Annotated in this window: 18 protein-coding genes and 1 tRNA gene; 10 read left to right on the top strand and 9 right to left on the bottom strand. The window is 65.3% G+C overall.

What is annotated here, in order from left to right; genetic code table 11:
* Positions 1–54: 54 nt before the first annotated feature.
* The 5 genes from IPK69_07465 to lysS all read left to right on the top strand — a co-directional run bounded on the left by IPK69_07465 (position 55) and on the right by lysS (position 7,538).
* Complete coding sequence (locus IPK69_07465; GenBank protein QQS10442.1) at positions 55–999, top strand: AAA family ATPase; 945 nt, start codon at positions 55–57, stop codon at positions 997–999.
* On the top strand, positions 996–3,089 hold the full coding sequence (locus IPK69_07460; protein QQS07849.1) for a heavy metal translocating P-type ATPase: 2,094 nt from the start codon (positions 996–998) through the stop codon (positions 3,087–3,089). The genes IPK69_07465 and IPK69_07460 overlap by 4 nt, the downstream gene beginning before the upstream one ends.
* Positions 3,090–3,149: 60 nt before the next feature.
* The gene (locus IPK69_07455) at positions 3,150–3,611 is read left to right on the top strand and encodes an Rrf2 family transcriptional regulator (protein QQS10441.1); all 462 of its coding nucleotides are present in this window, start codon (positions 3,150–3,152) and stop codon (positions 3,609–3,611) included.
* A gap of 204 nt (positions 3,612–3,815) precedes the next feature.
* Positions 3,816–5,783: a hypothetical protein gene (locus IPK69_07450; protein QQS07848.1), complete on the top strand. Its 1,968-nt coding sequence runs from the start codon at positions 3,816–3,818 to the stop codon at positions 5,781–5,783.
* Between the two features lie 156 nt (positions 5,784–5,939).
* On the top strand, positions 5,940–7,538 hold the full coding sequence (gene lysS / locus IPK69_07445; protein QQS07847.1) for a lysine--tRNA ligase: 1,599 nt from the start codon (positions 5,940–5,942) through the stop codon (positions 7,536–7,538).
* A gap of 64 nt (positions 7,539–7,602) precedes the next feature.
* Here lysS and IPK69_07440 read toward each other — a convergent pair whose 3' ends face one another.
* Both IPK69_07440 and IPK69_07435 read right to left on the bottom strand, forming a co-directional pair.
* Entirely contained in the window at positions 7,603–8,538 is a 936-nt protein-coding gene (locus IPK69_07440; protein QQS07846.1) for a hypothetical protein, read from the bottom strand.
* Between the two features lie 257 nt (positions 8,539–8,795).
* Positions 8,796–9,812 carry a hypothetical protein gene (locus tag IPK69_07435; GenBank protein QQS07845.1) on the bottom strand — a complete coding sequence of 339 codons (1,017 nt, stop codon included), beginning with the start codon at positions 9,810–9,812 and terminating at the stop codon, positions 8,796–8,798.
* A gap of 238 nt (positions 9,813–10,050) precedes the next feature.
* On the opposite strand from IPK69_07435, the gene pyrE reads away from it, so the two are divergent.
* Positions 10,051–10,605, top strand: a complete 555-nt coding sequence (pyrE, locus tag IPK69_07430; protein QQS10440.1) for an orotate phosphoribosyltransferase — start codon at positions 10,051–10,053, stop codon at positions 10,603–10,605.
* A 16-nt stretch (positions 10,606–10,621) separates the two neighbouring features.
* Here the strand turns inward: pyrE and IPK69_07425 are convergent, their stop codons facing one another.
* The 3 genes from IPK69_07425 to IPK69_07415 all read right to left on the bottom strand — a co-directional run bounded on the left by IPK69_07425 (position 10,622) and on the right by IPK69_07415 (position 12,253).
* On the bottom strand, positions 10,622–11,095 hold the full coding sequence (locus tag IPK69_07425; GenBank protein ID QQS07844.1) for a hypothetical protein: 474 nt from the start codon (positions 11,093–11,095) through the stop codon (positions 10,622–10,624).
* Positions 11,096–11,413: 318 nt separating this feature from the next.
* The gene (locus IPK69_07420; GenBank protein ID QQS07843.1) at positions 11,414–12,106 is read right to left on the bottom strand and encodes a hypothetical protein; all 693 of its coding nucleotides are present in this window, start codon (positions 12,104–12,106) and stop codon (positions 11,414–11,416) included.
* Between the two features lie 59 nt (positions 12,107–12,165).
* Positions 12,166–12,253: transfer RNA gene (locus tag IPK69_07415), tRNA-Ser, on the bottom strand.
* Between the two features lie 261 nt (positions 12,254–12,514).
* On the opposite strand from IPK69_07415, the gene IPK69_07410 reads away from it, so the two are divergent.
* Complete coding sequence (locus IPK69_07410; protein QQS07842.1) at positions 12,515–14,362, top strand: ABC transporter permease subunit; 1,848 nt, start codon at positions 12,515–12,517, stop codon at positions 14,360–14,362.
* 92 nt (positions 14,363–14,454) lie between these two features.
* Here IPK69_07410 and rpoN read toward each other — a convergent pair whose 3' ends face one another.
* Together rpoN and recR are read right to left on the bottom strand one after the other, a co-directional pair.
* On the bottom strand, positions 14,455–16,071 hold the full coding sequence (gene rpoN, locus IPK69_07405; protein QQS07841.1) for an RNA polymerase factor sigma-54: 1,617 nt from the start codon (positions 16,069–16,071) through the stop codon (positions 14,455–14,457).
* A gap of 42 nt (positions 16,072–16,113) precedes the next feature.
* Entirely contained in the window at positions 16,114–16,806 is a 693-nt protein-coding gene (recR, locus tag IPK69_07400; GenBank protein QQS07840.1) for a recombination protein RecR, read from the bottom strand.
* 343 nt (positions 16,807–17,149) lie between these two features.
* Here recR and IPK69_07395 point away from each other — a divergent pair, with 343 nt between their 5' ends.
* The 3 genes from IPK69_07395 (at position 17,150) to otsB (ending at position 21,735) form a co-directional block, all read left to right on the top strand.
* Positions 17,150–17,677, top strand: coding sequence for a hypothetical protein (locus IPK69_07395; protein ID QQS07839.1), 528 nt, complete (start codon positions 17,150–17,152; stop codon positions 17,675–17,677).
* A 96-nt stretch (positions 17,678–17,773) separates the two neighbouring features.
* Positions 17,774–19,153 carry a trehalose-6-phosphate synthase gene (locus tag IPK69_07390; GenBank protein QQS07838.1) on the top strand — a complete coding sequence of 460 codons (1,380 nt, stop codon included), beginning with the start codon at positions 17,774–17,776 and terminating at the stop codon, positions 19,151–19,153.
* 14 nt (positions 19,154–19,167) lie between these two features.
* Positions 19,168–21,735 carry a trehalose-phosphatase gene (gene otsB / locus IPK69_07385; GenBank protein QQS07837.1) on the top strand — a complete coding sequence of 856 codons (2,568 nt, stop codon included), beginning with the start codon at positions 19,168–19,170 and terminating at the stop codon, positions 21,733–21,735.
* Between the two features lie 48 nt (positions 21,736–21,783).
* On the opposite strand, the gene IPK69_07380 is transcribed toward otsB, so the two are convergent.
* Together IPK69_07380 and IPK69_07375 are read right to left on the bottom strand one after the other, a co-directional pair.
* On the bottom strand, positions 21,784–22,638 hold the full coding sequence (locus IPK69_07380; protein ID QQS07836.1) for a PEP-CTERM sorting domain-containing protein: 855 nt from the start codon (positions 22,636–22,638) through the stop codon (positions 21,784–21,786).
* Positions 22,639–22,772: 134 nt separating this feature from the next.
* Entirely contained in the window at positions 22,773–23,606 is an 834-nt protein-coding gene (locus tag IPK69_07375) for a hypothetical protein (GenBank protein QQS07835.1), read from the bottom strand.
* Positions 23,607–23,660 lie beyond the last annotated feature (54 nt).

Genomic DNA, 23,660 nt, shown 5'->3' with positions numbered 1-23,660 from the left:
CTGAAGACGGAGATCCACAAGACGATCGTGGGCCAGGACGACGTGATCGACCAGATGCTGATGGCGGTCTTCTGCCGGGGGCACGCGGTGGTGGTGGGCGTGCCTGGGCTGGCGAAGACGCTCTTGATCTCGACGATCGCGAGGACGCTGTCGTTGAAGTTCTCGCGGATCCAGTTCACGCCCGACCTGATGCCGAGCGACATCACGGGGACGGAGGTGATCCAGGAGGACAAGTCGACGGGGCATCGGGAGTTGCGGTTTGTGCACGGGCCGGTGTTCGCGAACGTGATCTTGGCGGACGAGATCAACCGCACGCCCCCGAAGACGCAGGCGGCGCTCCTTGAGGCGATGCAGGAGCGTCAGGTGACGGTGGGCGGCATACGGCACGAGTTGCCCTCGCCGTTCTTCGTGCTGGCGACGCAGAACCCGATCGATCAGGAGGGGACGTATCCGCTTCCTGAGGCGCAGTTGGACCGGTTCATGTTCGAGATCGACATCCGGTATCCGTCGGCGGCGGAGGAGTTGGAGATCGTGCGGCGGTCGTCGGCGCGGTCGTCGGCGCCTGTGGAGGCGGTGCTGGACGAGTTGGGGATTCGGCGGATCCAGCAGTGCGTGCGCGAGATTCCTGTGCCGGACCATGTGATCGAGTACTCGTTGCGGCTGGTTCGGGCGACGCGCGTGAAGGAGGCGATGGACGGCGGGCGCGTGAGGCCGAAGTTGGTGCACGACTATGTGGCGTGGGGTGCGGGACCTCGGGCGAGCGAGTTTTTGGTGCGGGCCGGGCAGGCGCTGGCGGCGATTCGTGGCGACGGGCACGTGACGGTGGATCACATCCGGTCGATCGTGAGGCCCGTGCTGCGCCATCGCTTGATGACGAACTTCAATGCCGAGGCGGACCAGGTGTCGGTGGACACGATCATCGACGGATTGGTGAAGGACACGCCGGTGGAGGGATCGTCGGCGTCGGAGCGACGGCTGATGGACACGGCGATGCGATGAGCGGCGTGATGTCGCGAGTGCCGGGTGATACAGGCGGACGGCCCGAGGTGGACATCACCAACGAGCGGCGCGGGGCGGGGCGTGTGGCGTCGGGGATGTTCACACCAAAGGGTGAGTTGCGCGCGGCGATTGCGGCGGGGGTTCTGCTGGGCGCGGGGTATGTGCTGACGCATGTGGGCGCGTTGGCGCGCGTCGGCGAGGGGTTGTACTGGACGAGTCTGTTGATCGGGATGGTCTTCGGCGGACGGGCGGCGTGGCACGCGATCCGGTCGAGGAAGGTGGATATTGATGTATTGATGGTGGTGGCGGCGGGGCTGGCGGCGTATATCGGGCACCCCGAAGAAGGGGCGCTCCTGCTCTTTCTGTTCGTGCTGTCGGGGGCGCTCGAGGATCTCGCGATGGCGCGGACGCAGCGCGAGATCGAGTCGTTGCACACGCTGATGCCCAAGGGGGCGATGGTGCTGCGCGATGGGGCGTGGGTGGAGGTGGACGCGCAGACGCTTGTGGCGGGGGAGCGGGTGAAGGTTCGGCCTGGGGAGCGCGTGCCGGCGGATTGTGTGGTGGTGCAGGGCGAGTCGTCGATGGATCAGAGCGCGATGACGGGGGAGGCGATGCCGCGGCACGTGGTAGAGGGGGATGAGTTGTACGCGGGGACAATCAACACGGATGATCCCCTGGAGGCGAGGGTGCTGCGGGGGGTGTCGGAGTCGAGCCTGCAGAAGATTCTCAATCTGGTGACGACGGCCCGGGAGCAGCGAGAGCCGGTGCAGCGGGTGATCGATCGGGTGAACGAGCCGTATGCCGTGGGCGTGCTGGTGGTGTCGGCGCTGGTGGTGCTGGTGTGGCGGTATGGGGTGGGCCAGAGTTGGACGGAGGCGGCGACGACGGCGATCACGCTCTTGATTGTGGCGTCGCCGTGTGCGCTGGTGATCGCGACGCCGACGGCGACGCTGGCGGGGATCGCTCGCGGCGCGCGTGGGGGCGTGCTGTTCAAGGGCGGGCAGTCGATCGAGCGGCTGAGCGGGATGAAAGCGGTGTGCTTCGACAAGACGGGGACACTGACGGTGGGGCGGCCCCGGGTGTATGAGGTGCATCCGGTGGGGTGGTCGGATGGGAAGGAGTTGCTGGCGCTGGCGGCGGGTCTGGAGGCGGATTCGACGCACCCGATCGCGGTGGCGGTGCGTGAGAGCGCGGCGATGCGCGGGATCGCGCCGGTGGTGTTCGATCGCGTGGACCACACGACGGCGAAGGGGCTGCGCGGTGTTCATGGGGGCGTTGAGGTGCGACTGGGGAGCGCCGCGTTTGTGCGCGAGTCGATCCCCGAGTGCTTCCGGGCACGGGTCGACGAGGTGCTGTCGCGTGTGCGGGCGCGGGGGCACATCGCGGTGGTGGTGACGCGGGGTGGCGCGGAAGGGAGCGGGGGGGGGAGCGGGGAGGCGGCGGTGGTCATCATGGCGGATGCCGTGCGCGAGGGGGCGGGGGAGATGATCGAGGAGTTGCATGCGATGGGGGTTCGGCCGGTGCGGATGCTGACGGGGGATCACCGGGAGACGGCGTCGCGGGTGGCGTCGCGGCTGGGGATCGACCTCGTGGACGCGGAGTTATTGCCCGAGGACAAACTGCGGATCGTGGAGACGATGCAGCGCGAGCACGGGTCGGTCGGTGTGATCGGGGATGGCGTGAACGACGCGCCGGCGCTGGCGGCGGCGAGCGTGTCGATCGGGATCGGGGCGATCGGGACGGCGGCGGCGCTCGAGTCGGCGGACATCGTGCTGCTCTCGGACAACCTGAGGACGGTGCCCTGGGCGGTGCGGCTGGCGCGGTCGGTGCGAAGGCGCGTGGCGTTCAACCTTTCGCTGGCGCTGGGGGTGATCGTGGTGATGTCGATCGCGACGCTGGTGCTGTCGTACCTTGGGCGGCCGATTGATGTGGGCTGGGGTGTGGTGGCGCACGAGGGCGGGACGCTCGCGGTGGTGTTGAACTCGCTCTGGCTGTTGCGATTTCCCGGGCTAGGACGCGCGATCGCGTGTGGACGCGGCATGGCGGCCGGAAAGCCTGCGGGGAATGCGGTGCTGGTCGGGGCCCGCTAGGATTCATCCTCTGGCGGGTAGACCACTGGTCTAGGAGTTCGAGTCGATTTCGGAGGCATGATGTTCTCACAGACGGCGGAGTACGCGTTGCGTGCGATGGCATGCCTGGCGCTCTATGACTCGCTGGTGGCGACGTCGACGTTGGCCGAGCAGACGAAAGTACCTGTGAACTACCTGGCGAAGGTATTGCAGCAGTTGTCGAGCGCGGGGCTCGTGGATGGGCGTCGGGGCGTGGGCGGGGGGTATCGGCTGTCGAGGCCGGCGTCGGAGATCAATCTCCTGGACGTGATCAACGCGGTGGAGACCCTCAAACGGATCGAGACATGCCCGCTTGGGCTGAAGAGCCACGGCTCGGCGTTGTGCCCGCTCCATCGGCGGGCGGATAAGGCCATTGCGGCGATTATCGAGATCTATCAGGGTTCGACGCTGGCAGACTTGGTGAAGGAGCCTGGGGCCAAGACGCCGTTGTGCGAGGATCGGACGGTTGTGGGGGTATCTGTGGGCGGGAAGCCAGTTTCTTGACCATGTGAGCGGCTGATACCCGGTGTTTACACCGGGCAATTGTCCATAGAGTTTTCTCTAGAGAAAATGTTGACAGGATTGGTGGTATTCAGTAGCATGAGCGTGTGGGCGGCGCACCAGGCGCAACGCCAAGTGGATTTTGACTTTGGAATCACCTCGCCATCACTTTGTCAACGGTGATGCGCACGAATGTGGAGGATGGACATGAGGACGTGGAGCGTTGTTGGAATGACCGGGGCCTTGGCGATGGCGGCGGGCGCGGTGGCGCAGCCGCATTTCTCGTTCGTGCACACGGGGTTGTCGAACGCGCAGGACATCAGCCAGGACGGGAACACGTTCGCGGCACCGGTGTATGACGCGGGGATCAATGAGTATGTGATCCAGAAGTATGTTCGCGGCGTCGGGACGTCGACGCTCGCGGGCGCGTTCTGGGAAGGCGGCAACGTGACGCTGTCGAGCGATGGCTCGGTGGTTGGCTTGGGCGAGGCGGGGAACTTCTCGGATTGGCACTCGCTGAACTGCTTCAACGGTACGAATCCGCCGCTGACGCCGCCGTGTGCCATTCGGAACCTTGGGCATCGGTACTCTGGCGGCACATGGTCGCACATCCGTGGGTTCGATCACGTGGAGTTTCCGCTTGGCTCGGGGAACTTCTTTGATGCGACGCGGTGTGATGCGACTATCAACGACGCGTATGACATCTCGGGCGACGGGAAATATGTGGTAGGCGGCGGATACATCGATGTGGTGGCGCCGTTTGGCGGGATCTGTGGTCGATTCCGGGCGTTCCGGTATGACTCGGTGCTCGGTTCGTTCGCGATGTTGCCCTCGGCTGGTGACTCGTTCGACGTGGGTGGGAACATCCTGACGAGCGGGACGACACGCGCGGACTATGTCAACAACAACGGCACCGTGATCGTGGGGTATGAGACATCGAGCCGTCGGTTGTGCGTGTGGACGTGGAACGGCGGGCCGGACGTGAACGGGAACGCCGACTTCTCGCAGACAATTTTGGATACTGGTGGGTATCGCAACTCGATCCCGACGCGGGATGGGACGGCGATCGTGGGGAGCATTCAGGGGACCTTTGACCTGATCAAGTGGACGGGCTCGGGGACGACATGGACGCCGACGGTGCTCGGCTCATTCCCGTCGACGCATCCGACGCTGGGCGGATCGCTGTGCAACATCGCGGTGCTGGGTGTGAGCGACGACGCGAACACGGCGGTGGGGATTGTGGGGTATTCGAGCGGCGGGCCGTGTGTTGGCGGCGTGCCGTTTATCTGGAAGCCATCGATCAATAGCGGCGTTCCGATGTTCTTGAACGACTATCTGGCGACGATTGATAATCCGTCGGACCCGATCCTGGGGAGCGGGTTTTCTTTCGGTCAGCCGATCGGGCTGAGCGGCGACGGGAACGCGATCCTGATCAACGCGACGGACGATCGGAACACGTGCGCTCCGGGTCTTCCCGTGAGTCATGTCACGGGGACGACGGGTGTGATTTATCTTACGGGCGTGGCGTGTGAGTTGCCGCGGATCGGAATGCCGCCGAAGGACAACGTGGTGACGAACTACACGGGCTTTGGCGTGTCGCTCAACTGCTTCGCGTCGGGGTCTGGGCCTCTGAACTATCAGTGGCAGCACGAGACGAGCTCTGGGACGTGGACGGACTGCCCCGAGTCGTGCAACGGGTTCGATTCGGTGACGTTCTGGGAGTATGAGGGGACGCACAAGAGCCAGTTGCGCATCGGGATGTCGGAGGGCGGCGGAGACCGCGGCGGTCGATACCGCTGCATCATCACCAACGACTGCGGGAGCGTGACGAGTGATCCGGCGACGGTGACGTTTGTGACCGGTGCGTGCGACTTTGGCGGCGGATTCTGCACGATCGAACTGGCGAACCGGTGCGCGACGCTGGGCGGCGTGTACCAGGGCAACGGGACGACGTGCGGCGGGCCGGTGTGCGTCGCCGACGTGGATGACGGCACGGGCACGGGAACTCCCGACGGCGGCGTGACGATCGACGACCTGTTGTACTACCTGTCGATCTTCAACCAGGGCCTCATCTCGGCGGACGTGGACGATGGGACTGGGACGGGCACTCAGGATGGCGGCGTGACGATCGACGACCTGCTGTACTACCTGGCCCGATTCAACGCCGGGTGCTGAGACTATCGTTCGAGCGCACTCCCCGCGTTTCTCCTTCGAACGCGAATGGCAGGCCCCGGAGCACCACCGGGGCCTGTCTCTTCTTTGGGGTGCATCCGGGTTGCGATCGGAAACGGTTGTGCGCGTTGGGCGTGGCGGTCGCCAAGAATGTCGGCGATGTCGAGCGAAACACCCAAGCCAGAGTCTGAGTCGTCGAACGAGTTGCACCATCTGGAGGCGCAGCGCCGCGAGAATCGCGAGCGGGTGCGCGCGTTGGGTCTGGAGCCGTATGGACTGGCGACGGGCGAGCGGTTGAGCACTGCGGCGGCGAAGGCGTGTCACGACCCGAGCGCGGATGAGGCGGTGGCGGCGGCGGGGAAGACGCCGCCGGAGGGGTTTGTCGATCCGCGACCCGTCGTGACGATCGCGGGGCGGGTGGTGTTGCATCGCGATCAGGGGAAGTTGGTGTGGATGCAGGTGCGGGACGACGCGGGTGACATCCAGGTGGCGGTGAGCCAGCGGGACGTGGCGTCGCCCGGGTTTGATCTGGCGAAGTACACGGATCTTGGCGATGTGCTGGTGGCGCGGGGGCGTGTAATGAAGACTCGGGCGGGGGAGATCACGGTGTGGGCGCAGGAGTTGTGGCCTGCGGCGAAGTGCTTGCAGCCGCCGCCGGCGAAGCACGAGGGGCTGGCGGACGTTGAACTTCGGTATCGGCAGCGGTATGTGGACCTGTGGGCGAATCCGGAGTCGGCGTCGGTGCTGGTGATGCGGTCGCGGATCGTGTCGCGGATCCGCAGGTTCATGGAGACTCGCGGGTACTTGGAGGTCGAGACGCCGATGCTGCAGACGCTGGCGGGCGGGGCGGCGGCCCGGCCGTTTGTCACGCACATGAACGCGCTGCAGATCAACTTGTACATGCGGATCGCGCCGGAGTTGTATCTGAAGCGGCTGCTGGTGGGTGGATTGCCGAAGGTCTTTGAGGTGAATCGGAACTTCCGGAATGAGGGGCTGGACAAGCAGCACAACCCGGAGTTCACGATGCTGGAGGCGTACCACGCGTTCGGAGATGTCGAGACGGTGATGGAGTTGACCGAGTCGATCATCCGTGACGCGGCGACGTATGTGGCGGAGTTGGCGGGCGGGGCGGGAGCGGCGCCGGTGCTTGCGTTCGGGGATCTGACGATCGATTACGGCAAGGCGTTCGCGCGGCGGTCGTATGCCGAGTTGTTCGAGAAGGCGTATGGGTTCCCGATGTCGGACGGCGGCAAGGCGCGGGCGCTCCTCAAGAAGATGGAGCCGAAGTTGGGGGCGGCGATCGACGCGATGGACGAGATCATGGTGGTGAACGAGTTGTTCGAGCACAAGCAGAAGGGTGGCGAGGCGCAACTGGACCCGAGCGTGCCGACGTTCATCACGGACTATCCGAGCGCGATCAGCCCGCTGACGAGGCCAAAGCGGGAGAATCCGCTCCTGGCGGACCGGGCGGACTTGTTCGTGGCGGGGATGGAACTGGCGCCGCACTACACGGAACTCAATGATCCGGACGTGCAGGAGGCGAAGTTCAGGGAGCAACTCAAGGGATTGGACACGGACAAGTCGGCGGAGGAGAGCACGTATCGCACGATGGACCATGATTTCCTGCGGGCGCTGCGCGTGGGCATGCCGCCGGCGGGTGGGATGGGGCTGGGGATCGACCGGTTGGCGATGCTCCTGACGAATCAGCGGACGATCCGGGATGTGATCGCGTTTCCGATGATGCGGCCTGAGGTGTAAAAAAACACCACGCGGAGCGTGGTGGTACCCGGAGCGGGCTTGTGGTTGAGTGCTGGATGTGCGATCAGTTCTTGGCGCTGTTCATCATCTCGGCGAGGCTGGTCATGATGGCCTTGCGCTGATCGAGGGAGAGGGAGGCAAGCGCGTCGCTGGCGGCCTTGGCCTTGGCGGCGAGGGGTGCGCTGGCGTCGATGGCATTGAGGGCCTTGGCGATCGCGGAGTCGGAGAGGACGCCCTTGGCGGCGAGGTCATCGGCATGGGCGGCGGCGGCGGCGAGCATCTCCTGGTGGATGGTGCGTGTCTCTTCGAGGCCCTGGTTGAAGATGGAGCGGAGGGTGTTGACAAGGGTCTGGCTCTTGTCGGCGGCGTTGGCGTCCTTCAGGAGGGCGTCGGCGTATTCCTTGGTGATCTTCTTGTGGAGTGCGCCCTGGACGGGGGTGAAGAGGCCCTTGTCGGTGAGGTCCTTGGCGAGGTCGGGTGCGGACTTGGGGGGCATGAGCGGGCGGGCGATGTTGGTGACGCGCTGCATCTCGCCATTCTTGCGATCGGCAAGGTTGTCGGCGTTGAGTTTGTTGAGGGCGCCGTTCTCGATCTCTTCGATGAGGTCGAGGTTCTGGGCGACCATGGTGCGTAGGTGGGCCTTGCGCTCGGCGAGATACTTCTCGATCGCGGGACGCTGGGCGTCGTCGAGGAGCGTGTTGTTCTTGAGGGCGGCCCAGTCGGTGGGGACAGCGAGGGGGATGAGTTTGCCCTCGGCGTCACGCTCGACGAGGGAGGTGTACTTCACGCCCTCGGGGATGACGATCGGCTCGGGCTTGGGCTTTGAAGGGTTGATGGGCGTCGCGACCGGCGGGGCGATGGGCTTGGGGGGCATCTCGAAGGATGGGTCGCTCTCGGGGGGTGGGGCGACGGGGGGAAGGACGAGTTGGGCGAGGCAGAGGCTCGAGAGGGCCATGGAGGCCGTCGCGGTGAGGGCCATCAGGCGGGTGCGACTGAGCATGGGGGCGATCCTTCCTTCATCGGGCGCGGGAGTGCCGGGCCGTGTGCGTCGTGACGTGGCGGCCTGGGGCTCGTGCGAGGGCACGGACTCCGGGCGCGATTTCGGTGCGTTCCCGCTTGGATGCGGCAGGCCGGAGGATCCGGCGACGCTCGGGCGGGAACGGGCGAAAAGTGTAGGTCGAGGCGTGGTGGGGGCTTGTGGATCGGGACGGGCGAGGGAGTTTTCGGGCGTGGAGTGGGTGTGAGCCCCGACGCGACTCACTTTGGCTTGTCTGATTTCTTATCAGGTTTCTTGTCGGTGTTGGCGGGCTTGGCGTCTTTGGAGTCGCTGTCCATTGAGCCGTCCATGGACCCGCTCATGGATCCATCCATGGAGCCGCCCATTTCGCCGGGGGTGTCGGCGGCGGGCTTGGCGGGGTCGAGGTATTCCTTCATGACCTTGGCACGTTGGGCCGGGGTGAGTTCGGCGAAGACTTTCTTGATGAAGGCCTCGCGCTGGGCGATGGTGGGCCTTTGGAGGGTCTTCTGGGCGAACTCGAGGGCCTGGGCGCGGATGGTGCTTTCCTGCTTTGGAGTCGCCTCGACGACCTCGAGGAAGTGGTCGAGGTCCTCGGCGCGATATTGCACCTGGCGCTCGTAGGAGCGCTTGATCTCCTTGCCGATGGCGCTGGCGATCTCGGCGCCGATGGCTTCGGCGGGTGTGATGCCGGAGTCATTGGCGTCGGCGAGGGCCTCCTCGGCAATGGATTTCCAGTACGCCTCGATAAGGGCGTTGAACTGGGTGGCATGCTCGCGTGAGAGGACTTCGGCGATCTGGTCCTTGGCCTTTTCCTGGCCGACCTCGGCCTCGTAGAGGCGGATGAACTCCTGGAAGGCGGACTTGAGTTCGGGCTTATCGCCGGCCTCGGCGGCGTTGTGCAGGCGGATGATGAGGGGGACGTTGCCAATCACGACGCGATCGAGTCCGACGCGCCGGCGATCGACGATCTCGTTGGCTTTGCGGCGTTCCTTGGCGGTGAGTTTGAGTTTGTCGAGGGCGACTTCCTCGGCGGTGATCTCGAGGCGCTTGATGTGGCCATCGGCATCGCGCTCGATGAGGGTGGGGGCTTTGCGGTCGGCGTCGGGATCGGGGACGCGCGGGCCGGCGAGGGGGTCGGCGGCGGGAGCCGGCGGATCGGCGAGGGTGATGGGTGAGAGTGCGCCCGCGAGGAGGAGAAGCGAGAGCGCCTTCAAAGGCAAGGCTCCAGTCCAGAGGCGACGAGTGGGCGTGCGCATGGTGGTCTCCTTTGGGTCCATGGTGTGTGGCCCAATGAATGATTGGGTGGGAGCGCGGGGGCTGTTTCGGGTTGGCGGTTGAATTCTCGGAGAATCTGCGGGCGATGGCGTGTGGGCGTTGCCTAGATTCACGGGCGAGGACCGAAGAGCGTTTGTTGAGAGGGAGTCGGCGAGGAACTCCCCACGCGGAGCGTGGGGGTACACAAAGGCGGAAGGCATGCGGAAGCGGAGCGTGACGATGAGCGAGCGGGAGAATCTGGCGCGGGCGATCGCGGAGGTGGCGCTGCTTCGTGGGATGTTCACGCTGCGGTCGGGGCGGACGAGTTCGTTCTATCTGGACAAGTACCTCTTCTCGACGCGGCCCGAGTTGCTGCGGAGACTGGGGCCGATGTTTGCGGAGCGCGTGCGGGCGATGGGTGAGCGCGCGGGCGTCAAGGTTGCGCGGCTGGCTGGGGCGGAACTGGGCGGGATCCCGCTGGTGACGGTGGCGAGTCTGGAGACTGGGTTGCCCAGCGTGTTCGTGCGGAACCAGAAGAAGGACTATGGCACGTCGAAGCAGTTGGAGGGCGTGGTGAACGCGGGGGACGTGATGGTGCTGGTGGAGGACGTGGCGACGACGGGCGGGCAGGCGATCGAGGCCGTCAAGGTGCTGCGCGAGGCGGGAGCGCGGGTGCTGGGCGTGATCGCGACGATCGATCGGTTGGAGGCGCAGGGCGGGGCGAGAGAGAACATCGAGGGCGCGGGGCTGATGTTCGAGTCGTTGTTCACGATTCGGGATCTGGGGATTGAGTAGAGGGCGAGAAAGTGGGTTAGCACCCCTCGTAGAAGTGCGTGAGAAAATAGAGGAGATCGTCGATGGTGATGCCGCCGTCCTGCGTGCCCGTGGCCGTTCCGTCGTCGAGGTCTGCGTTCGTATTCCCAGTGGCGAAGAGTGGAAGGTAGAAGAGGAGGTCGTCGATGGTGACACCACGATCGGGGAAGCCTGCGCCGGATCCGTTGTCATAATCGGCGACACACCAAGGCACATAGATCACTCGTAGTTCGGCGCGCTGGAGATACGTGGTTGGTGGAGACTCGGGTTGTGCGAGATAGGCGAACTGAGGATGGACAAAGCCTTGGCCGTTGATGTGCCATCGGTCGAAGGGTGGTGGCACGCTGGCGCTGGAGTGCATCCAGCCCTGACCTTCGAGGGTGACCAAATAGAGAGGTGCATCCGCATCCCAGTCCCAGAGTCCGGCGAGGTCCGCATCGCCATCCTGAGACACAAGCACATCAAGACTCATCGCACGGATGCGATCCGCAGGAATGTCGATCCACTGGAATGATGCAATCACAACTCCACCAATCGGTGTGGAGGTGTCAAAGTTGATTGGAATTGTGGCTTCGCGCCGCAGGTCTGCGTGCGCAACACTCGAACACAGAATGAACGCGATGAAACACATGACCGATCGCATGGGGAATGCCTCCAGAGCACTACTGCGAGCGACCAATATGGATAATAGTGTCCGATTTTAGTTGGTCAAGTTGAATATATGCGAATACGCAGTGGCGTATCAGTATTGAACTGGGAAATTGAAGTATGGATCGCCTCGAGGATGCGGCTATTCGTCTGCAGAGCGAACTGATGGCGAGGGAGCATGGGCCGCGGGATTCTGAGGAGTGAGTGGAGAGAAGGGCATGCCGCATTCGGGGCAGGGGGCATCTTGGTCGAGGCCGGTGCGTGGGTAGTTACAGGATTGGCAGTGGGGGACTGGATCATCGCGGTCGTCGTGGGGCTTGTTGGCGATCCAGGTGCGGAGGGGTTTGGCGAGGAGCCAGGTGACGATGGCGAGGAGGATGGGAGAGGCAAGCAGGAGGACGCTTGTGGCGAGCACGCTGAGGACGTGATTGGGCACCAGCGTCGAGTTTGGCAAGAGGTGTCGTGCGAAGAGCGAGGAGAGCGCGAAGAGGGCGCTGGTTGGGAGCATGGCGAGGCCGAAGGCTCCGAACTTGGCGGCGGTGGAGCGTTGGGCGTCGGCGACCTGGCGTGGTGTGGTGTACCCATAGGCCTCGGGGGGTATGTGGCCCGAGGTGTGGGAGATGGCGGCGACCAGGCCGAGGATCGTGCCCAGGACGATGGCGATCACCGTGGCCACGATGATCGAGGACGTGAGAAAGGAGAGGATGTCGGCGACGGGTGATGTCGTTGGTCTGGTGGGATACCAGGTCATGCCTGTGAGCGCGATGGCGAGGCCGAGGCTGGTGCCGAGCCAGAAGAGGAGACCGGTGAGTCTTCGTGCCTGGCGTTGGTTCATGGGCCGGCCGAGGAGAGTTCTGAGGACCCGCCTCTGGAGAGGCGGGCCACCAAGACGAACGGTGGGGGGGGGATTCGAACCCCCGAGGAGGACAAGCCCCCTACCGGATTTCAAGTCCGGCGCATTCAACCGCTCTGCCACCCCACCACGCCGGGCACGAGCCCTGGGGAGTGGAGGATAGGGGGGTGTGGAAATTTCCAAATGGGCAAATGGCCAAATTGCCAAATGACCAGAGAAGATGAGGCGGGTCGTGGTGTGGAACCTTGGGCATGTGGTGGCGGTAGAGAGAGGAGCCAACGTCGATCGCGGTGATCGCCGGCCATGGAACTCGCTTGTCGCCTTTCATTTGGTAATTTGGCCATTTGTCCCTTTGGCCATTTGGTTTTCCCCCCTTCCTATCCTGAACCCATGCCGATTTTCCTTCGCTGGCTGCTGCGGCTTGTGCCCCTGAACCCGATCGCGGTTCGGCTGGTGCAGAACGGGTCGCGGCGGGCTCGGCACATGTACATCCGGTCGGCGTACCTGGCCCTGCTCATCGTGGCGCTCTTGTGGCTGCTGCTCATCAAGACCTCGGCTGGGAGCCTGAGTTATCGCGAACTGGCGGCGGCGGCCTCGACGGCGTTCGCGGCGATCGCCAACGTCCAGGTCTTCCTGATCTGCATTCTGGCCCCGGTCTTCATGGGGGCGGCGATCGCGCAGGAGTCGTCGCCTCGGACGTGGGAGGTGCTGCTCACGACGCCTCTGTCGGCGACGCAGATCGTGCTGGGAAATCTCTTCGGGCGGCTGTTCTTCGTGGTGGCGCTGCTCGGGGCGAGCCTGCCGCTGTTTGCGCTCACGCAGTACTTCGGCGGCGTGCCGGGGTCGTCGATTTTCTTGAGTTACGCGATCGCGGTGTGTGCGGCGTTGGTGGTTGGGGCGATCGCGATTGCGCTTTCAGTGAGCCGGGCCGCGGGCAAGCGGGCGTTTTTCATTTTTTATGTCGCGGTGGTGGGGTATCTGGGTGCGACGTGGGCGGTGGACGAGTTTTTGCAAGCGGGCGTGGGCGGAAGCCGCGTGACGGTGATGACGGCCCTCAATCCGTTCCTCACGCTGCGGGCGCTGCTTGATCCGGTGTCGTATCCGAGGGCTCCGGAGGGGAGCCAGACATCGATGATTTTGCGGTGGCTTCTGGAGAAGCCAGTGACGACGTGGTGCGCGGGGAGCGCGGTGCTGAGTCTGGTGACGATGATCGCCTCGACGGTGACGGTTCGCGCGGGAGGGTTCCTGGGGATCGCGGGCGAGGGCGGGGGGGGAGTGCCATGGTATCGCAAGATGTTTGGGTTTGGCGCGGCGAACGCGGAGCACAGGCCGCCGCGGGCGGTGTGGACGAATCCGATCGCGTGGCGTGAGGCGGCGGCGCGGCAGGCGACCTTGGGGAAGACGGTCGCGCGGTGGGTCTTCATCGGGATGGGCGCGCTCTTTGGCGTGCTGTTGATCTATCTCTTCCACGTCGGGCAGATGACGAGCGACGAGTTCCGGCTGGCGTTGTCGGCGACGGCGTGGGCGGAACTGGCAACGATCGCGCTGGTGGCGGTGAACACAGCGGGGACAGCGATCTCACGCGAGCGAGAGGACGGGACACTGGACCTGTTGCTGACGACACCGATCACGGCGTCGGCGTATCTCAAGGGGAAGTTGCGCGGGCTGATCATGTATCTGCTGCCGCTGCTCGCGGTGCCTGTGGGGACGGTGATGCTCGCGGGGTTGTATGTGCTGGTGGGTGGGCTTGGGCGGAGCGGCGGGGTGGAGATCTCGCAGAGCGGTGGTGGGGCGGTGCCGGTGGTCTTGCCCGAGGCGGGGGTGATCCTGGCGTTCTCGGTGCTGCCGTTCATGGCGTTCTGCGTGATGCTGGGTTTGAACTGGTCGCTCAAGAGCAAGGGGACGATCGGGTCGGTGGTGGGGACGGTGGGCGTGCTTCTGGCGATCGCGGGGACGGTGGGGCTGTGCGCGTGGCACGCGGCGTCGGGGATCGCGACGGTGGGACCGATCCTGGCCCCGCTCAGCCCGGCGTCGGCGGTGTCGGCGTGCTGCGCGCCCGAGCGGGCGATGAGCGAGACGGTGTCGTCGGGGATGGGCGGGCTGGTCTCGGCGAGGATCGCGCTGGCGATGGGCGCGGTCGTGGCGATCGGGGCGTGGTCGCTGGTGTGCTATGGGATCCACAGCGCGATGGTCCGCACGTTCGACATGACGGTGCGGAAACTGGCGGGGCAGCGGTAGAGAAGCCCGCCCAAGGAGAACAATGCGAGTAGAAGAAGTAGACACAGACGGGACGCCTGTGCCGCGAGAATTGGTAGTACGAATCGGATCGTTCAGAAGGTCTTGCGGAGTCGCGCAGCCGGGATCATAAGTTGGTCGCGGTACTTGGCGACGGTTCGGCGGGCGATCTCGATGCCGCGTTTTTTGAGTTCGTCGACGAGGGACTCGTCGCTGAGGGGTTTGGATTTGTCCTCGGCGTCGATGACCTCGCGGAGGGCGGCCTTGATGGCGTCCCAGGCGAGGTCCTCGCTCTCGCCGCCCTCGCTCTTGGCCTGCACGCCGCCGGAGAAGAACTTGCGGAGCGGGACGATGCCCCGCGGTGTGGCGAGGTGCTTCTCGGAGACGGCTCGGCTGACTGTGGCGACGTGGATGCCGAGTTGCTCGGCGATCTGGGTCATGGGGAGGGGCTTGAGGGCCTGGGGGCCATAGTCGAAGAAGTCGCGCTGGGCCTCGACGACGGCCTCGACGACGCGGAGGAGTGTTCGGCGGCGCTGCTGGACGGCGTCGATGAGCCACTGGGCGTTGCCGAGGTTGGTGCGAAGGAACTCGCGGTCCTTCTGGGGCTGGGCGCGGTCCTTGGAGAGGCGGGCGTATTCCTGGTTGATGCGCAGGTTGGGCATGCGCGAGTCGTTGAGATAGGCGATGTAGCGGTCCTGCTCGACGTCGTACTCGACGATGGCGTCGGGGATGATGGGGCGGACGGCGTCGCTGACGAGACGGCGCGCGGGGGCGAGGCTCAGGCGGCGCATCAGGGTGATGGCCTCCTTGATCTCGTCGAGGGAGAGGCCGGTTTTCTCGGCGACCCTCGGGAGGCGGTTCTGCATCAGGTCATCGAGGTGGGCGTCGATGAGTTGGCGTGCCGCGGCGAGAGTGGGCTTGGGCCAGCCCAAGGACTCGGCGTCGTCTTCGAGGGCGTCGATCTGCAGGAGGAGGCACTCGCGGGGCGTGCGCGCGGCGACGCCGGCGGGCTCGAGGAAGAGTTGCAGGGCGTGGAGGGCGCGCTCGAGAGAGGGAACGTCGGGGCGGGTGCTGAAGATCGGTGCGGCGAGGTCGGTGGTCGCGTGACCGTTGGCGTGTCCATTGGCCTCGGCGACGACGGCGCGCTCGGCGATGGTCTCGAGGGGTGTGCGGAGGTAGCCATCGTCATCGAGGAAGTTGAGGATGAGTTCGCCCTGGGCGCGGATGGGGGCGTCGATGTCCACGAGGGCCCACTGGCCTCGGAGTTGTTCGAGGAGGGAGGCGCCGCGCGCGGGGGCGGCGGCCATGGCCTCCATCTTGGCCTCGGACTGCTCGACGGCGCGGGCGCGGGAAAGGGTCGGTTCGTACTCGTGCTCGTGCCTTCTTGAGGAGAACTCGTTCTCTGCGGCCTCGGGCTCGGCCTGCTCGAAGGACTCGAGTCGCTCGAAGTCGTTGTTGCCATGGACCTCGTCGATGGAGAGTTCGGCGCGCGAGCCGAGTTCGGCGGGCTCGGCGGGGCCGTTGGGCGATTCGAGGAGGGCGTCGGGGTCGCCATCGAGCATCTCGAGGGTGGGGTTGCTCTCGAGTTCCTGTTCGATGCGTTCCTCGAGTTCGACGAGGGGCATCTGGAGGATCTCCATGGACTGGATCATCCTCGGGGCCAGCTTCATGTGCTGGCCGAGTTTCATGTGTTGGGAGGTCTCGAACCGCATGGAATCCTTCCTGTGAGCCTCCGGGCCGTGCTCCTCGAGCGATCACTCCAATCGCCGTCGTCCTGCTATGGCATCGGCCAACACGGCCTTGTTGGCGTACTCCAGCGGTGCTCCCATCGGCAAACCTCGTGCCAACCCCGACACAATCAGTTCGGGTTCTCCAGATTCTCTGCGCGTCGCGGCGAGGGTGTGGAGTTCCTGGGCGAGAAAGACCGCGGTTCCATCGCCCTCGAAGGTTGGGTTGAGTCCGAGAACAATTTCGCGGATGGGCGTGCCACCGGCGTTGTGGGCTGGGTCTTTGACGCGATCGAGGAGATCGTTGATGGTGAGGTCGCCGGGGCCGACGCCTTCGAGGGGGTTGAGTCGGCCGAGGAGGACGTGGTAGATGCCCTTAAAAGTGGCGGTTTCTTCGAGGGCCATGAGGTCTTTGGGTTGCTCGACGACGAGGACGAGAGCGCGGTCGCGGGCGGGATCCTCGCAGATGGCGCACGCCTCGGACTCCGATAAGTTGCTGCAAATGCGGCAGTTGCGGATCTTTGTCTTGGCATCCTCGATGGATCTGGCGAGGGCCTTGGCGTCTGCGGAGTCGGACTTGAGGATGTGGAGGGCGAGGCGTTCGGCGGATCGCCGTCCGACGCCTGGGAGCGAGGCGAGGCGTTCGATGAGCGTTTCGACGGGCTTGGGATAGGCCAGTCGCCGTCGGGGTGCGGTTGCGTATGGCTGTCGCGGGGGCATGGGGAATGCTACGGGGCGAGTTTCGGTGGATGGAATTCCGGGTTTCCCTGACGCGCGCAGGGTGTTGGTTCACAACGACTTGAAAAGTCTTGCGGAGTCTTTGCGCTGTTCGGGTTGCAACGGATCGAGATGGGTGTAGATTGGTGCTTCGGCGTGCGGAAGCGCTCGTCGGATGAGTTCAACCACGCCGCGGGCCTCGACTACTTCGAGGCTTGCGAGTGCGTGATCAAGGACGGCAGCCTATCCCGAGGGAGAGAGGGAGGGCTGTTGTCCTTTTTGGGGTATGCTGAGCCGGCGGTGGAGTTGTGTGTGTGACGGATGGTCTAGTGATGGAGTGGACCCGATGTCGCAGGCCGGGGATCGGATGGTGTCGGCGGGGTGGCGGGGGAAGCAGCGGATCAGTCTGCGTGGGGTGGCGCGGGGTCAGCGGCGGTTGCTGCTCGCGTTTCTGGCGATGGTGTTGATGTACATCGGGGCGATCGCATTGGGGGCCGGGTCGATCCCGGTATCTGCCGAGTTGTTCGGCGTGGTTCGTGGTTTTCTGTTGGTTGGACTTCTCGGATCGGGGATCGTGGTGATCGTGCTCGCGGCGATGCTGAACATCGCGATGGGTCGGAACATCGTGATGGTGGTCATTGGGTCGCTGTTGATGGTGGTGCCGCTGATTGGGTTGTTGTTGCTGGTGTCGACGAGTTCGCACGCGACGAAGTTGCTGAAGAAGCATGGGGTCAGGGTGGGGCTGCTGGGGCCATCGGCGACGGAGGTCGAGCGATTGGTGGATGGCGCGTGCGACTCGTGCGGCTACGACGTTCGTGGGTTGACGAGCGAGCGATGCCCGGAATGCGGCGGCGTGATCGCTCGTGGCGGATGAGATTGGAGCGTGTGTCGTGAGAATCGTGTGAATGCGTGCGAGGTGTGTGCGGAGGTTGGCTCGTGCCGCTAGAATCGCCCGTTCTTCTGTTTGATCATGCCGACACGCGCTCCACTGGTCATCGTTGCGAATCGCCTGCCCGCGTCTGTGGTGGGAAAGGGAGCGAACGCGAAGTGGAAGACGAGCCCCGGGGGGTTGGTGGCGGCGCTGAAGCCGGTGCTGGAGCGGCGGGGCGGGGTGTGGATCGGGTGGGATGGTGGGACTGGGACGGCGCCGAGGCCTGTGAAGGTGGAGGGGTTGGATCTCCGCGCGGTGGGTTTGTCGCGTGAGGAGGTCGATGCGTATTACGGCGGTTTCAGCAATACCACGATCTGGCCTTTGTATCACGACGCGATTGTGACGCCGGAGTTCCATCGGACGCAGTGGGAGGCGTACCAGACGGTGAACAAGCGGTTCGCGTCGGCGGCGATCCGGGTGAGCGACGACAAGAGTCTGATCTGGGTTCACGATTATCAGTTGCAGTTGGTGCCGAAGATCATCCGGGAGCGGCGCGAGAAGGCGAGGATCGGATTCTTCTTGCACATTCCGTTCCCGCCGGACGAGTTGTTCGCGTGGCTGCCGTGGCGTGGGGCGATCGTGCGCGGTCTGCTGGGGGCGGACGTGATCGGGTTCCACACGCCGCTGGGCGTGGAGAACTTTGTCCGCGCGGCGAAGCGATATGCCGGGGCGCAGGGGAACGAGAAGGAACTCCGCGTGGACGGTCGGAGGGTGCGGGTGATCTCGTGCCCGATCTCTATCCCGACGTCGGAGTTTGAGGCAGCGGCGGCAAACCCAATCGTGCGCCAGCGGGCGGCGGACATCAAGCGTGAACTCGGCGGGCGGAAACTGCTCCTTGGAGTGGATCGGCAGGACTACACCAAGGGGATCCCGCTGCGATTGAAGGCGTACGAGGAGTTGCTACGTGACAAGAAGATCTCGTCGAACCAGGCGGTGATGTTGCAGATCGCGGTGCCGAGCCGGGAGCATGTGCCGGGGTACGACGAGACGAGAGAAGAGGTCGAGCACATCGTCGGTCGGATCAACGGAGATTACAGCCAGCCCGGGCGCGTGGCGGTGCACTATTTCCGGCGATCGCTCGCGCGGGACGAGTTGGTGGCGTACTACCTGGCGGCGGACGCGATGCTGGTGACGCCGTTGCGTGATGGCATGAACCTGGTGGCGAAGGAGTATGTCGCGTGTCGGAGCGACCTGACGGGGGCGCTGGTGCTGAGTGAGTTTGCCGGGGCGGCGAAGGAGTTGCGTCGAGCGATCCTGGTGAACCCGCGGGACACCGAGTCGTTCAAGCGGGCGATCCTGGATTCGCTGCGCATGCCGGCGAAGGAGAAGCGCGAGCGGATGGCGACACTGCGGAGCGTGGTGCGACGGCGTGACGTGCACGTGTGGTCGCGGGAGTTCATGGGCACGCTGGCTTCGTAGTGGGTTCTTCACGCATGTCCCGAGACCACACGATGTCGCTCACGCGTCTCCAGTCGATCGCCCGATCGCCGCTGCTCCTGGTGGCGAGCGACTTTGACGGGACGATCTCGCCTTTGGTTTCGACGCCTTCGGAGGCGCGGATCGATGCGCGGTGTGCTGAGGCGCTGGCGCGGCTGGCGGCGCTGCCCTGCACGTTTGTGGCGGTGATCTCGGGGCGCGGGGCGGCGTGGCTTCGCGAGGCGACACGCGCGATGCCCGGGGCGATGCTGTATGGGAGCCACGGGGCCGAAGAAGTGATTGGGACGAGGGCGGGAGATGGCGACATCGTGGTCGATGTTTGCGACAACGGGGCTGTGGCGCGTGTGGGCGAGGCGTTCGACGCGCTCGCGGCGAAGTGGCCGGGGTGTCTGGTCGAGCGGAAGGCGGTGGGGGTCGCGTTCCACTATCGGCAGGCGGACCCGTCGTCGGTTTCGGACATTGTGGCGGAGGCGGAGCGGGCGGCGACGGTGCCCGGAGTGGTGGTTCGGCATGGATCGATGGTGGTGGAAGCGGCGGCGTCCACGAAGACCAAGGGTGACGCGGTCAAGCGGGCGGCGTATCGATCGGGCGCTTCACAGGTGGTCTTTCTGGGCGACGACACGACCGACGAGGACGCGTTCTTGGCGCTGAGCGAGCACGATGTGAGCGTGAAGGTCGGCGAGGGGGAGACGAGCGCGGTCGAGCGCGTGGGGAGCGTGAAGGAGGTCGCGGCGGCGCTCGAGGCCTTGGCGCACGAGCGGGAGGCGTGGCTGGGTGAGCGGGCGCTGGTGCCGATCCAGAACCATTCGATTCTGTCGGATCAGCGGACGATCGCGCTGGTGTCGCCCGATGCGCGAGTGTCGTGGCTGTGTGCGCCAAGGATCGATTCATCGGCGCTCTTTGCGGAACTGCTGGGCGGCGAGGACGCGGGATTCTTTGCGGTGGAGGCCGAGGACGGGCGGAAGCCGCTGTCGCAGGCGTACCTGCCGAACTCGATGCTGCTGCGGACGGACTGGGGCTCGTTCTGGGTGACGGATTATCTGGATTGCTCGAGCGGGCGCGGATATCAGCGCGCGGGGCGGACGGATCTGGTGCGAGTGATCGAGGGGAAGGGGCGCGTGCGCGTGCGTCTGGCGCCGAGGCAGGATTTCGGACGCAGCGGGACGACGGTCGTCGTGCACGAGCTCGGGCTTGAGTTGATGGTGGGGTCGGACCCGTGCGTGGTGCACGCGCCGGGCGTGGCGTGGCATGTCCACGACGATGGCACGCACCACACGGCCGAGGCGATTGTGGATCTTGACGCGATCCCCGGCGGCGAGGTGGTTCTCGAGTTGCGGTATGGCACGGGAAACCTCAAAGCGAGCGTGGTGCCCGAGTCGCAGCGGCGGATATTGACGCAGGGGCTGTGGTCGGGGTGGGCGGAGTCGTTGCGCGTGCCGATGGAGTATCGGGATGTGGTTGTGCGGAGCGCGCTGGCGATCAAGGCGCTGGCGCACGGGCCCTCTGGGGCGATCGCGGCGGCGGCGACGACGAGTCTGCCCGAGCAACTGGGGGGCGTGCGGAACTGGGACTATCGGTTCTGCTGGCCTCGGGACGCGGCGATGGCGGCGAGCGCGCTGCTGCGGCTTGGGAACACGGGGTTGGCGATGAACCTTACGGATTGGCTGGTGGGCGTGGTGGATCGACTCGATTCGCCGGCGCGGCTGCGCCCGATCTATGCCGTGCGTGGCGAGGATCTCGGACCCGAGGCGGAGATCGGGGATCTTCGCGGGTATGGCGGGAGCCGGCCGATCCGGATCAGCAACGCGGCGTCGCAGCAGGTGCAGCTCGATGTCTTCGGGCCGATCGTGGACATGGTGGCGACGATGGCGGAGCGTGGCGTGGGGATCTCGCCAGATGCGTGGCGGCTGGTGCGTTCGATGGTGCAGGCGGTCGAGGCGCGATGGGAGGAGCCCGACCACGGGATCTGGGAGATCCGCGGAGCCCGGCGGCATCACGTGCACTCGAAGGTGATGTGCTGGCACGCGGTGGACCGCGCGCTCGTGGTGCATGAGGCCGTGCTGGGGAAGGATCACACCGAGTGGCACGCGCTGCGCGATCGGATCCGGGACGACGTGCTGGCGCAGGGGTGGAACGAGAAGGCTCGGGCGTTCACGACGTCGTACCAGTGTGAGGACCTGGACGCGGCGGCGCTGACGATCGGGCTGACGGGGCTCCTGCCCCACGACGATCCTCGATGGGCGATGACGGTGGACGCGGTGGACAAGGGATTGCGCGAGGGGGCGACGGTGTATAGGTATCGATGTGATGACGGATTGCCGGGGAACGAGGGCGGGTTTGTGATTTGCGCCTGCTGGCTGGCTGAGGCGTTTGTGACGTTGGGACGGCTGCGTCAGGCGAAGGATCTGCTCGATGGCGTGATCGCGCAGGCGGGCCCGACGGGATTGCTCGCGGAGCAGTGGGACCCGGCTCATTCGATGGCGCTGGGGAACTTTCCGCAGGCGTACTCGCACCTTGGCGTAATCAACGCGGTGTTGGCGCTGACGAGGGCGGGTGGGCGATAGGGGAGACCCACCTCGGTGAGGCGGGCCGCCAAGACCACAGAAACCAGATCAACACCCGGCCTGGAATCTCGTGATGAAATAGAGCAGGTCGTCGATAGTGACGCCGGCGTCGCGGGTGCCGGTGCCTGTACCGTCGTCGATGTCGGCCTCGATGGCGCCGGTGGCGAAGATGGAGATGTAGTAGAGCAGATCGTCGATGGTGACGCCGCCGTCGGGTGTGCCTGTGCCTGAGCCGTCGTCGACGTCGGCGGTGCAGCCCGAGGCGACGAGGATGGTGAGATTGTCGATGGCCCAGGACTCGTCTTCGAGGGGCTGGATGCCCGGGCCTTCCATGAGGAACTCGATGGTTGCCGTGGTGCCCGAGTGGGGGATGTGGGTGAAGGTCGGGTCGAGGGTCATGTCGTACGCGCTGTCGGTGTAGAAACTGCCGGGGCCGGAGAAGCCGAGGTCCACGCGGCGCGCGAGTTCGACGCCGGGCGGCGGGACGTAACTCTGGATCTGGCTGGAGGTGGCGTTGGCGAATGATTCGCGGAAGATCTGGACGCCATCGATGGTGATGCGGAAGAAGTCGCCCGAAGGGAAGGTGCCGGTGCCATCAAGGGAGTCGATGGCGGCGAAGAGGAACTGCAGTGAGATGGAGTTGTGGGGTGGGATGCCCGTGAGCGAGAGTGTCACCGGATTCCCGGTCGGGGAGCGGAGGAACTGACCGGAGAACTGTCCACCCGAGGGCCCGAGGCCGGCGAATCCCTGGACGCCGGTGAGCGTGGCAACGCCGGGATCGATCTGTGGTGAGATGGTCGAGTCAAAGATGTTGGAATAGACCACGGTGTCGGCACTCGCGGAGGCGAGACCAATGGCGGCGGTCGCGAGCACGGTCGCGACGCGTTGGATTGTGCGTGACATGGCGGGAGACTCCCAGGCGGTTGTGCCGCGGGAGCGCATTGTCACTTGAAGACGAGCTGGCGTCAATAGGAATACGAACGTGGCATGCTGATCGTCCGAGAACGCGAAACGGCGGGCCACCGGGAGGACGCCGATCAGCAGCCGGCGTTGAATCGGGCGAGGTAGTAGAGGAGGTCGTCGATGGTGACGCCGCCGTCCTGGGTGCCTGTGCCCGTGCCATCGTCGACGTCGGCGCTGGTGAGGCCCTGGTTGAAGATCGCGAGGTAGTAGAGGAGATCGTCGATGGTGACACCGCCGTCTGGTGTGCCGGTACCTGTGCCGTCGTCGACGTCGGCGATGCACTGGGGGACAACGGTGATGGTGATGGTCTGGTACTCCATGATGAGGGGCGTGGTATTCTCGTTGAGTTCGATGTTGAAGTTGTAGACGCTGAGGTTGTTGAAGGCCCACGAGCCGACGGCTCCGAGGATGTCGACGGAGTTGAGCGTGGGATCGGGGTCGGGCGGCGTGGGGGGGATGCTGTTGAAGGTTCGGAGGAAGGCGATGCCGAAGTTTGCGGGGGTCATCTCGAGGGGGATCTGCACGTCGATGTCGGTGCCCTGGGAGATGAAGAAGCCGTCGGCGCGCGGGTCGTTGTTTCGGAGGCAGAAGTAGGCCGGGGGCGTGGAGGGCGTGGATCGGAGGGTGGTGGTGACGGTGCCGATGGTGAGGGAGAAGGTGTTGGGGTAGAAGCGGTAGCCGCGGGTGACACCCGGGAGGTTGGAGCTGTCGAGGAAGTCGGTGGAGTCGAGGTCGATGGTCATGGTGACGGGCGCGCCGGGGCCGATGCCGGCGAAGGTGCCGCTGACGAAGGCGTTGTTCTCGACGACGCCGGTGACGGTGACGCGGACGATCTCGGCGTGGGCGGCGGTGGCGAGGGCGAGGGCGAGGGGGACGATGCGGGCGAGCGCGGTGGTCATGCGGTTCATGGATCACTCCGGGGAGTCTGGATTCATCACGAGGCTGTTCGACAAACTTCCGCG

It is taken from the genome of Phycisphaerales bacterium (genome assembly GCA_016699835.1).
Classification (GTDB): Bacteria; Planctomycetota; Phycisphaerae; order Phycisphaerales; family UBA1924.
This window is presented reverse-complemented; position numbering and strand designations above follow the sequence as displayed.

What these genes read in the sequence shown, in the direction of transcription:
- IPK69_07450 (QQS07848.1), top strand. Translation starts at nt 3,816, where the DNA reads ATGAGGACGTGGAGCGTTGTTGGAATGACCGGGGCCTTGGCGATGGCG.
- IPK69_07410 (QQS07842.1), top strand. Translation starts at nt 12,515, where the DNA reads ATGCCGATTTTCCTTCGCTGGCTGCTGCGGCTTGTGCCCCTGAACCCG.
- IPK69_07395 (QQS07839.1), top strand. Translation starts at nt 17,150, where the DNA reads ATGTCGCAGGCCGGGGATCGGATGGTGTCGGCGGGGTGGCGGGGGAAG.
- lysS (QQS07847.1), top strand. Translation starts at nt 5,940, where the DNA reads ATGTCGAGCGAAACACCCAAGCCAGAGTCTGAGTCGTCGAACGAGTTG.
- IPK69_07460 (QQS07849.1), top strand. Translation starts at nt 996, where the DNA reads ATGAGCGGCGTGATGTCGCGAGTGCCGGGTGATACAGGCGGACGGCCC.
- IPK69_07380 (QQS07836.1), bottom strand. Translation starts at nt 22,638, where the DNA reads ATGTCACGCACAATCCAACGCGTCGCGACCGTGCTCGCGACCGCCGCC.
- IPK69_07440 (QQS07846.1), bottom strand. Translation starts at nt 8,538, where the DNA reads ATGCTCAGTCGCACCCGCCTGATGGCCCTCACCGCGACGGCCTCCATG.
- IPK69_07465 (QQS10442.1), top strand. Translation starts at nt 55, where the DNA reads ATGCTGATGGCGGTCTTCTGCCGGGGGCACGCGGTGGTGGTGGGCGTG.
- IPK69_07375 (QQS07835.1), bottom strand. Translation starts at nt 23,606, where the DNA reads ATGAACCGCATGACCACCGCGCTCGCCCGCATCGTCCCCCTCGCCCTC.
- IPK69_07390 (QQS07838.1), top strand. Translation starts at nt 17,774, where the DNA reads ATGCCGACACGCGCTCCACTGGTCATCGTTGCGAATCGCCTGCCCGCG.
- IPK69_07435 (QQS07845.1), bottom strand. Translation starts at nt 9,812, where the DNA reads ATGCGCACGCCCACTCGTCGCCTCTGGACTGGAGCCTTGCCTTTGAAG.
- IPK69_07455 (QQS10441.1), top strand. Translation starts at nt 3,150, where the DNA reads ATGTTCTCACAGACGGCGGAGTACGCGTTGCGTGCGATGGCATGCCTG.
- pyrE (QQS10440.1), top strand. Translation starts at nt 10,051, where the DNA reads ATGAGCGAGCGGGAGAATCTGGCGCGGGCGATCGCGGAGGTGGCGCTG.
- rpoN (QQS07841.1), bottom strand. Translation starts at nt 16,071, where the DNA reads ATGCGGTTCGAGACCTCCCAACACATGAAACTCGGCCAGCACATGAAG.
- IPK69_07420 (QQS07843.1), bottom strand. Translation starts at nt 12,106, where the DNA reads ATGAACCAACGCCAGGCACGAAGACTCACCGGTCTCCTCTTCTGGCTC.
- recR (QQS07840.1), bottom strand. Translation starts at nt 16,806, where the DNA reads ATGCCCCCGCGACAGCCATACGCAACCGCACCCCGACGGCGACTGGCC.
- otsB (QQS07837.1), top strand. Translation starts at nt 19,168, where the DNA reads ATGTCCCGAGACCACACGATGTCGCTCACGCGTCTCCAGTCGATCGCC.
- IPK69_07425 (QQS07844.1), bottom strand. Translation starts at nt 11,095, where the DNA reads ATGAGTCTTGATGTGCTTGTGTCTCAGGATGGCGATGCGGACCTCGCC.